At 69.3% G+C, this 7,518-nt stretch carries 10 protein-coding genes; all 10 read left to right on the forward strand.

The genetic code is table 11. The features are described 5' to 3' along the window. Positions 1–68: 68 nt before the first annotated feature. The 10 genes from secY (at position 69) to rplQ (ending at position 7,400) form a co-directional block, all read left to right on the forward strand. The gene (gene secY / locus AB0G13_RS11855; protein WP_357872467.1) at positions 69–1,397 is read left to right on the forward strand and encodes a preprotein translocase subunit SecY; all 1,329 of its coding nucleotides are present in this window, start codon (positions 69–71) and stop codon (positions 1,395–1,397) included. After that, a complete protein-coding gene (locus AB0G13_RS11860) occupies positions 1,398–2,051 on the forward strand; it encodes an adenylate kinase (RefSeq protein WP_091627746.1) in 654 nt (217 codons plus the stop codon). It begins immediately after the preceding gene. Positions 2,052–2,144: 93 nt separating this feature from the next. Continuing rightward, positions 2,145–2,996, forward strand: coding sequence for a type I methionyl aminopeptidase (map, locus tag AB0G13_RS11865; RefSeq protein WP_357872470.1), 852 nt, complete (start codon positions 2,145–2,147; stop codon positions 2,994–2,996). Positions 2,997–3,542: 546 nt separating this feature from the next. Then, positions 3,543–3,764, forward strand: a complete 222-nt coding sequence (infA, locus tag AB0G13_RS11870) for a translation initiation factor IF-1 (RefSeq protein WP_007073013.1) — start codon at positions 3,543–3,545, stop codon at positions 3,762–3,764. Between the two features lie 93 nt (positions 3,765–3,857). Beyond that, positions 3,858–3,971: a 50S ribosomal protein L36 gene (rpmJ, locus tag AB0G13_RS11875; RefSeq protein WP_012184307.1), complete on the forward strand. Its 114-nt coding sequence runs from the start codon at positions 3,858–3,860 to the stop codon at positions 3,969–3,971. Between the two features lie 265 nt (positions 3,972–4,236). Further along, positions 4,237–4,617 carry a 30S ribosomal protein S13 gene (gene rpsM, locus AB0G13_RS11880; protein ID WP_091290326.1) on the forward strand — a complete coding sequence of 127 codons (381 nt, stop codon included), beginning with the start codon at positions 4,237–4,239 and terminating at the stop codon, positions 4,615–4,617. An 18-nt stretch (positions 4,618–4,635) separates the two neighbouring features. Then, positions 4,636–5,043, forward strand: coding sequence for a 30S ribosomal protein S11 (rpsK, locus tag AB0G13_RS11885; protein ID WP_014440747.1), 408 nt, complete (start codon positions 4,636–4,638; stop codon positions 5,041–5,043). 14 nt (positions 5,044–5,057) lie between these two features. After that, complete coding sequence (rpsD, locus tag AB0G13_RS11890) at positions 5,058–5,684, forward strand: 30S ribosomal protein S4 (RefSeq protein WP_088998366.1); 627 nt, start codon at positions 5,058–5,060, stop codon at positions 5,682–5,684. Between the two features lie 98 nt (positions 5,685–5,782). Then, positions 5,783–6,805 (forward strand): DNA-directed RNA polymerase subunit alpha, encoded by a 1,023-nt coding sequence (locus AB0G13_RS11895; RefSeq protein ID WP_013735931.1) that lies wholly within the window; start codon positions 5,783–5,785, stop codon positions 6,803–6,805. 34 nt (positions 6,806–6,839) lie between these two features. Beyond that, on the forward strand, positions 6,840–7,400 hold the full coding sequence (gene rplQ / locus AB0G13_RS11900; RefSeq protein ID WP_357872474.1) for a 50S ribosomal protein L17: 561 nt from the start codon (positions 6,840–6,842) through the stop codon (positions 7,398–7,400). The last annotated feature ends 118 nt before the right edge of the window (positions 7,401–7,518 follow it).

A 7,518-nucleotide genomic window follows, 5' to 3' on the forward strand; every position in this document is an offset into this window, starting at 1 on the left:
CACTCGCCCGGCACCCAACCCGCCCCGCCAGGGATCACCGGCGGCCCGCCTCGCGCAGGAGGAAGAAGTTGCTGTCCGCCTTTCTCAGTGCGTTCCGTACGCCTGACCTGCGCAAGAAGCTGCTGTTCACAGTAGGCATCATCGCGGTCTACCGGCTCGGGGCGACGCTGCCCAGCCCGGGCGTCTCGTACGGCAACGTCCAGAAGTGCATCGACGCCATGGAGAACGGCTCCACGGGCGTGATGAACCTGCTCAACCTCTTCTCCGGCGGGGCGCTGCTGCAGCTCTCGGTCTTCGCGCTGGGCATCATGCCCTACATCACAGCGTCGATCATCCTGCAGCTGCTGACCGTGGTGATCCCGCGGCTGGAGCAGCTCCGCAAGGAGGGCCAGTCCGGCCAGGCGAAGATCACCCAGTACACCCGCTACCTGACCCTGGGCCTGGGTGTCCTCCAGGCGTCGGCGTTCGTGGCGCTGGCCCGCTCCGGGCAGCTCTTCAACAACCAGTGCGACCAGTTCCCGATCATCCCCGAGGGGACCGGGATCCCGGACTGGCTGACGCTGACCCTCCTGGTCATGACGATGACCGCCGGCACCGGCGTGGTGATGTGGCTCGGTGAGCTGATCACCGACCGGGGCGTCGGCAACGGCATGTCCGTCCTGATCTTCACCTCGATCGCCGCCCGGCTCCCCAGCGAGGGCTGGCAGATCAAGCAGACCGGCGGCTGGGGCAAGTTCCTGCTCGTCATCGCGCTGGTCCTGGTGGTCATCACCGCAGTCACCTTCATCGAGCAGGCGCAGCGCCGGATCCCGGTGCAGTACGCCAAGCGCATGATCGGCCGGCGGATGTACGGCGGCACCTCGACCTACATCCCGCTGAAGGTCAACCAGGCGGGTGTCATCCCGGTCATCTTCGGCTCGTCGCTGCTCTACCTGCCGCAGCTGGCGCTGCAGTTCTTCGACCAGAACAACCCGGGCAAGACCCAGGCGTGGATCCAGAACAACCTGGTCGACCCGACCAGCCCGATCTACATCGCGGTCTACTTCCTGCTGATCATCTTCTTCACGTACTTCTACGTCTCGATCACGTTCAACCCGACCGAGGTCGCGGACAACATGAAGAAGTACGGCGGCTTCGTGCCGGGCATCCGCCCCGGCAAGCCGACCGCCGACTACCTCGACTTCATCCTCAGCCGGATCACGCTGCCGGGTGCCCTCTACCTGGGCATCATCTCGATCCTGCCGAACTTCTTCTTCATCTGGCTGGACAAGCAGCAGTACCTGAACTTCCCGTTCGGCGGCACCGCTGTGCTGATCATGGTTGGCGTCGGTCTGGAGACCACCAAGCAGATCGAGAGCCAACTGATGCAGCGGAACTACGAAGGGTTCCTGCGGTAGATGAGACTCGTTCTGGTTGGCCCGCCGGGTGCGGGCAAGGGCACGCAGGCCGAGTTCATCGCCGCGCACCTCTCGGTCCCGAAGATCTCCACCGGCGACATCTTCCGGTCGAACGTCTCGCAGGGCACCCCGCTCGGCGTCGAGGCGAAGCGCTACATGGACGCCGGCGAGCTGGTGCCCGACGAGGTCACGATCAACATGGTGCGGGACCGGCTCGCCGAGCCGGACGCCTCCGAGGGCTTCCTGCTCGACGGCTTCCCGCGCACCACGCCACAGGCCGCCGCGCTGGACAAGCTCCTCGCCGACCTGGGCACCGCGCTGGACCTGGTGCTGGAGCTGGTCGTCGACGACGACGAGGTGATCCGGCGGCTCTCCGGTCGGCGCACCTGCCGGGGCTGCGGCAAGATCTGGCACGTGGAGTTCGACGCCACCTCGCGTGAGGGCATCTGCGACCGGTGCGGCGCCGAGCTGTTCCAGCGCGACGACGACAAGCCGGAGACCATCGCCACCCGCCTGCGGGAGTACGCGGACAAGACCGCGCCGCTGGTCGACTACTACGGCGCCCAGGGCAAGCTGGTGGGCATCGACGCCACGGGCCCGGTGGAGGACGTCACCGTCCGCGCCATCGACGCCCTGCGGTCGTACGGCGGCTGACGTCCCGCCGGGTTCCGGCGGATAGAGTGCGAAGAGCGGGGTACGTCCGACGTGCCCCGCTCTTCGGCATCGGCAACGAAAGGTAACGGCTCCATGCGTCGTCCCCAGCTGGACATCCAGCTGAAGACCCCTGACCAGATCGAGAAGATGCGGGCCGCCGGGCTGGTGGTCGCCGCGGCGCTGCGTCGGATGCGGGAGGCGGTCGCCCCCGGGGTCACCACCGCCGACCTGGACGCCATCGCCGAGTCGACCATCCGCGAGGCCGGTGCCGTCCCCTCCTTCAAGGGCTACCACGGCTTTCCCGCGTCGATCTGCTCGTCCGTCAACGAGCAGGTCGTGCACGCGATCCCGTCAGCGCAGCAGGTGCTCCGCGACGGCGACCTGATCTCCATCGACTGCGGCGCGGTGCTCGACGGCTGGCACGGCGACGCCGCCATCACCGTCGGCGTGGGCGAGGTCGACCCGGCGCTGCTGAAGATGGCCGCGGTGGCCGAGGACGCCATGTGGGCGGGGATCGCCGCCGCCGCCCGTGGCGCGGCCAGCGGCAAGGGCCGGCTCACCGACATCTCGCACGCCGTGGAGGACGCGGTACGCAAGGGCGGGCGGTACGGCATCGTCGACGGCTACGGCGGGCACGGCATCGGCACCGAGATGCACCAGGACCCGCACGTGCTCAACCACGGGCGGCCGGGCAAGGGCCCGCGCCTGGTGCCGGGCATGGCGCTGGCGATCGAGCCGATGATCACGATGGGTTCGCCCCGGACGGTCGAACTCTCCGACGGCTGGACCGTGATCACCCGGGACCGGTCGATGGCGGTGCACGTCGAGCACACGATGGCGCTGCTCCCGGACGGCGTCTGGGTGCTCACCGCGCCGGACGGCGGGCGCGCCCGCCTGGGCGAGCTGGTCACCTCCCGCCAGCCCGCGGACTCGCCGGCCCGCTGAGCCCGCAGCGGCGTCCCGCCGGGCCCCGCGTCCCACCCTCCCGCCCGCTGAGGCCCACACCGCCCGCCGCCGAGGCGCGAACCGTGACCCGGACCCGGGGTTCGCGGTGCCGGGGCCCTGGGCGCTATTCCGGCCCCGGCTCCCGCCGGCTCGCGTCCGGCCCCGCGGGCATGGGGGACGCGACGGGATGCGGGTCGCCGTCGCCGGCCGTCAGGCGGTGGCCGGGCGGCTGCGGGTCGCCGTCGACGGGGCCGGCTGGACCTGCCCGCCGGCCGCCCAGCGGGAAGGCCGCGTGGCGGGGCTGACGCCGAGGTCTGAATGGCCCGTTCTGTCCGGTCCGACGCACCGATTCCCGGCCGGTTTGGCGACGGCCCGCAGGCGGGCGTACACTTTCTGATCGGCGCACAGCGTCCACTCCGGCATGCCCACCCTGCGCTTCGGTGGGAGTCGGAGCCGCGGCTGGCGCGGGCAATCTGATCTTGATCGGTGGCCCGTGTAAGACGTTGTGGGCCGTCCGGAGTAACCGACGTCAGGACAGCGGAGGACATGCCGAAAAAAGACGGAGCCATCGAGATCGAGGGTCGGGTCATCGAGCCCCTGCCGAACGCCATGTTCCGGGTGGAGCTCGCGAACGGTCACAAGGTGCTGGCTCACATCAGTGGCAAGATGCGGCAGCACTACATCCGCATCCTGCCGGAGGACCGGGTCGTCGTCGAACTCTCGCCGTACGACCTGACCCGCGGGCGCATCGTCTACCGCTACAAGTAAGCCTGACGGCGGCCGGGACGTCCCCGTGTCCGTCTTCGACGTCCGGTGTCGCGCCTCGGCGCGTCGTCGGGCCAGATGGGAAGTAAGGCAACCGTGAAGGTCAAGCCGAGCGTCAAGAGGATCTGCAACAAGTGCCGGGTCATCCGCCGGCACGGCCGGGTCATGGTCATCTGCACCGACCCGCGCCACAAGCAGCGCCAGGGCTGAACCAGTTCCGGCCGGCCGTGTGACAACGGTCGGTCGAAATCGGTCCGGGCCGCAGATCCAGACAACGAATCACATGCTCGTTCCAGCCGCGAGCGGTGCGCGTCGCGTACCCCTTCGTGGTTGACCCCCGGTCGGAGGCCGGGGCCCGCTCGGGCAGCGACCGACCCCGGTCGCCGGCGCACGACGCCGGAAGGACAGGGGCGGCCGGTAGCGGGATGGAACGGGTCCACACCTCCGCACAACACCACGAGGAGCACGCCCGCACATGGCACGTCTAGTCGGCGTCGACCTCCCCCGCGAGAAGCGGATGGAGATCGCGCTCACCTACATCTTCGGGGTCGGTCGCACCCGCGCCCTGGAGACGCTCGCCGCGACCGGCATCTCGCCGGACAAGCGCGTTCGGGACCTCACGGATGAGGAGCTGGTCCAGCTCCGCAACCACATCGAGGGCAACTACAAGGTTGAAGGCGACCTGCGCCGCGAGGTCGCCGCTGACATCCGCCGCAAGGTCGAGATCGGCTGCTACGCGGGTATCCGGCACCGCCGGGGCCTGCCCGTGCGTGGCCAGCGGACCAAGACCAACGCGCGGACCCGCAAGGGCCCGAAGCGGACCGTCGCCGGCAAGAAGAAGCCCGGCAAGAAGTAACTAGGAGCGCACAGACTTATGCCACCGAAGGCTCGTGCCGGAGCCGCCGTCAAGAAGGTCCGGCGCAAGGAACGCAAGAACGTCGCCCACGGGCAGGCGCACATCAAGAGCACCTTCAACAACACCATCGTGTCGATCACCGACCCGACCGGTGCGGTCATCTCCTGGGCCTCCTCGGGCCAGGTGGGCTTCAAGGGCTCCCGCAAGTCGACCCCGTTCGCCGCGCAGCTGGCCGCCGAGGCCGCCGCGCGTCGGGCGATGGAGCACGGCATGCGCAAGGTCGACGTGTTCGTCAAGGGACCCGGCTCCGGCCGGGAGACCGCCATCCGTTCGCTGCAGGCAGCCGGGCTCGAGGTCGGGCAGATCTCCGACGTCACGCCGCAGCCGCACAACGGATGCCGTCCGCCGAAGCGTCGCCGGGTCTGAGAGGTTAGAGAGAGATGGCTCGTTACACCGGTGCTGACTGCCGCCGTTGCCGGCGGGAGAAGATGAAGCTGTTCCTCAAGGGCAGCAAGTGCGATGGCCCGAAGTGCCCGTTCGAGTCCCGGCCGTTCCCGCCCGGACAGCACGGCCGCGGCCGCACCAAGGAGACGGAGTACCTGCTCCAGCTCCGTGAGAAGCAGAAGGCCCGCCGCGTGTACGGCGTGCTGGAGAAGCAGTTCCGCGGCTACTACGAGGAGGCCGTGGGCAAGAAGGCCAAGACCGGCGAGGTCCTCCTGCAGATCCTCGAGTCGCGGCTGGACAACGTGGTCTACCGGGCCGGCTACGCCAAGTCCCGGGACATGGCCCGTCAGCTGGTCAAGCACGGTCACTTCACGGTGAACGGCAAGAAGGTCGACATCCCGTCGTACCGCGTCAAGGAGCACGACATCATCGAGGTCCGGGGCAAGAGCAAGGAGCTCACCCCGTTCATCGTGGCGCAGGCCGAGGCCGGCTCGAAGTCGGTTCCGGCGTGGCTGGAGGCTATCCCCAGCCAGATGAAGGTGCTCGTGCACTCGCTCCCGGCCCGCCAGGTCATCGACACGCAGGTCCAGGAGCAGCTGATCGTCGAGCTCTACTCCAAGTAGTCGGAGCTCGTTGCGGTGGCCCGCCCTTCCGGGGCGGGCCACCGGAACAGTTTGTCGTGGGCGTCATATGGCGGGCGCCCCGGAAGAGAAGAGAAGACATGCTCATCAGCCAGCGACCGACTCTCTCCGAGGAGTCGATCAACGAGACCCGGTCCCGGTTCACCATCGAGCCGCTGGAGCCGGGCTTCGGCTACACCCTGGGCAACTCGCTGCGGCGCACGCTGCTGTCGTCGATCCCGGGTGCGGCGGTCACCTCGATCAAGATCGACGGCGTGCTGCACGAGTTCACCACGATCCCCGGTGTCAAGGAGGACGTGGTCGAGCTCGTCATGAACATCAAGGAGCTCTGCGTCAGCTCCGAGCACGACGAGCCGGTCAGCATGTACCTGCGCAAGCAGGGCCCGGGCGACGTGACGGCGGGCGACATCCAGCCGCCGGCCGGCGTCTCGGTGCACAACCCGGACCTGAAGCTCGCCACCCTCAACGGCAAGGGCCGGCTCGACATGGAGCTGACCGTCGAGCGGGGTCGTGGCTACGTCACGGCGGCGCAGAACAAGCAGGCCGGCGCCGAGATCGGCCGGATCCCGGTCGACTCGATCTACTCGCCGGTGCTGAAGGTGACGTACCGCGTCGAGGCGACCCGTGTCGAGCAGCGGACCGACTTCGACCGGCTGATCATCGACGTCGAGACCAAGCCGTCGATGGGCCCGCGCACCGCGCTGGCCTCCGCCGGCTCGACGCTGGTGGAGCTGTTCGGCCTGGCCCGGGAGCTGGACGAGACCGCTGAGGGCATCGACATCGGGCCGTCCCCGCAGGACGCCCAGCTCGCGGCCGACCTGGCGCTGCCGATCGAGGAGCTGGACCTGACCGTCCGCTCCTACAACTGCCTCAAGCGCGAGGGCATCAACTCCGTTGGTGAGCTCATCGGGCGTACCGAGGCCGACCTCCTCGACATCCGCAACTTCGGTCAGAAGTCGATCGACGAGGTCAAGATGAAGCTCGCCGGGATGGGTCTGGGGCTGAAGGACTCGGCCCCGAACTTCGACCCGGCGCACGTCGTGGACGCCTTCGGCGAGGCCGACTACGACACCGACGACTATCGCGAGACCGAGCAGCTCTAGTCCGCGCTGCCGCCACACCTGAGGAGCACCAAGCATGCCCACGCCCACCAAGGGCCCCCGCCTCGGCGGCAGCCCCGCGCACGAGCGGCTCATGCTGGCCAACCTGGCCACTGCGCTGTTCCAGCACGGCAAGATCCAGACCACCGAGACGAAGGCCCGGCGGCTGCGTCCGCTGGCCGAGCAGCTCATCACCAAGGCCAAGCGCGGCGACCTGGCGTCCCGCCGGCGGGTGCTGGGCGTCGTCAAGGACAAGGACGTGGTCTACGCCCTGTTCGACCAGATCGCGCCCCGGTTCGCCAACCGCAACGGTGGCTACACCCGGATCGTGAAGACCGGTCCGCGCAAGGGTGACGCCGCCCCGATGGCGATCATCGAGCTGGTCGAGGAGCTTCAGGTCGCCGAGCCGAAGGCGAACAAGAAGACCGCCGCCCGCAAGGCCGCGCAGCAGGACAAGGTCGAGGCGCTCGCCCCGGCCGAGGAGGCCCCGAAGTCGAACTCGGGCGACCAGGACGCCGAGCCGCCCGTGTCGGCGTCCGGCGACACCGCCGCCGCCCGCGAGGACAGCGACGAGGCCGGCGAGAACGACAAGGCCTGATCCAGGCCACCGTCGGGGCCGGGCCCCCCCCCTGGGGGGCGGGGCCCGAGCCCCGCGTGCGGGGGGTCGGGGTGGGGGGGGGCCACCGCGGGGGGGGGCGGTGGGGGTACGAGGGGCG

Origin of the sequence: Micromonospora sp. NPDC023633 (assembly GCF_040640035.1) — a bacterium.
In the GTDB taxonomy this organism is placed as follows: Bacteria; Actinomycetota; Actinomycetes; order Mycobacteriales; family Micromonosporaceae; genus Micromonospora.

Bases quoted from the DNA above. Each gene is read 5' to 3' on its own strand.
- rpsD (WP_088998366.1), top strand. From the start codon at position 5,058: ATGGCTCGTTACACCGGTGCTGACTGCCGCCGTTGCCGGCGGGAGAAG.
- AB0G13_RS11895 (WP_013735931.1), top strand. From the start codon at position 5,783: ATGCTCATCAGCCAGCGACCGACTCTCTCCGAGGAGTCGATCAACGAG.
- infA (WP_007073013.1), top strand. From the start codon at position 3,543: ATGCCGAAAAAAGACGGAGCCATCGAGATCGAGGGTCGGGTCATCGAG.
- rpsK (WP_014440747.1), top strand. From the start codon at position 4,636: ATGCCACCGAAGGCTCGTGCCGGAGCCGCCGTCAAGAAGGTCCGGCGC.
- map (WP_357872470.1), top strand. From the start codon at position 2,145: ATGCGTCGTCCCCAGCTGGACATCCAGCTGAAGACCCCTGACCAGATC.
- AB0G13_RS11860 (WP_091627746.1), top strand. From the start codon at position 1,398: ATGAGACTCGTTCTGGTTGGCCCGCCGGGTGCGGGCAAGGGCACGCAG.
- rplQ (WP_357872474.1), top strand. From the start codon at position 6,840: ATGCCCACGCCCACCAAGGGCCCCCGCCTCGGCGGCAGCCCCGCGCAC.
- rpsM (WP_091290326.1), top strand. From the start codon at position 4,237: ATGGCACGTCTAGTCGGCGTCGACCTCCCCCGCGAGAAGCGGATGGAG.